The 1,186-nt window shown below is 46.4% G+C and carries 1 protein-coding gene; it reads left to right on the top strand.

Translation table 11 applies throughout. From position 1 onward, the window contains the following. Positions 1-2: 2 nt before the first annotated feature. The coding region (gene tuf, locus HKX39_RS10550) for an elongation factor Tu (protein WP_171681282.1) at positions 3-1,186 on the top strand (1,184 nt) is incomplete at its 3' end.

The raw sequence follows: 1,186 nt of genomic DNA on the forward strand, positions 1-1,186 counted from the left end.
TCATGGCAAAAGGTAAGTTTGAACGTACCAAACCGCACGTAAACGTAGGTACAATTGGTCACGTTGACCACGGTAAAACAACATTAACGGCAGCGATCACTACAGTATTAGCGAAAGAGTTCGGTGGTGAAGCGAAAGACTACTCACAAATTGACGCGGCTCCGGAAGAGCGTGCACGTGGTATTACGATTAATACAGCACACGTAGAGTACGAAACAGCAAACCGTCACTACGCACACGTAGACTGCCCAGGCCACGCTGACTATGTTAAGAACATGATTACGGGTGCGGCACAAATGGACGGCGCGATTTTAGTATGTTCAGCCGCTGACGGTCCAATGCCACAAACACGTGAGCACATTCTATTATCACGCCAAGTAGGCGTACCATACATCATCGTGTTCCTAAACAAAGCGGACATGGTAGATGACGAAGAGTTATTAGAGTTAGTAGAGATGGAAGTACGTGAGTTGTTATCTAAATACGACTTCCCAGGTGACGATACACCAATCGTTAAAGGTTCTGCTAAATTAGCGTTAGAGGGCGACGAAGGTCCTTTAGGTAAGCAAGCGATTTTAGCGTTAGCTGAAGCGTTAGACTCATACATCCCAACACCAGAGCGTGCAGTTGATGGTACATTCTTGATGCCAGTAGAGGACGTATTCTCTATTTCAGGTCGTGGTACAGTGGTAACAGGCCGTATTGAGCGTGGTATCATTAAAGTGGGTGAAGAGATTGAAATCGTAGGTATCCGCGAAACAGCAAAAACAACGTGTACAGGCGTTGAGATGTTCCGTAAGTTACTAGACGAAGGTCAAGCGGGTGATAACGTAGGTTTATTACTACGTGGTACGAAGCGTGAAGACGTAGAGCGTGGTCAAGTATTAGCGAAACCAGGTTCAATCAAGCCACACACAAACTTCTCAGCAGAGGTGTATATCCTTTCGAAAGAAGAGGGTGGTCGTCACACACCATTCTTCCAAGGTTACCGTCCACAGTTCTACTTCCGTACAACGGACGTAACAGGTACAATTACATTACCAGCGGACAAAGAGATGGTATTACCAGGCGATAACGTAGCGATGGAAGTTGAATTAATCGCTCCAATCGCGATGGAAGAAGGTCTACGTTTTGCGATTCGTGAAGGCGGTCGTACAGTAGGCGCTGGCGTTGTATCTAAAATCAC

The organism is Pelistega suis, from assembly GCF_013133795.1.
Taxonomy (GTDB): Bacteria; Pseudomonadota; Gammaproteobacteria; order Burkholderiales; family Burkholderiaceae_B; genus Taylorella; species Taylorella suis.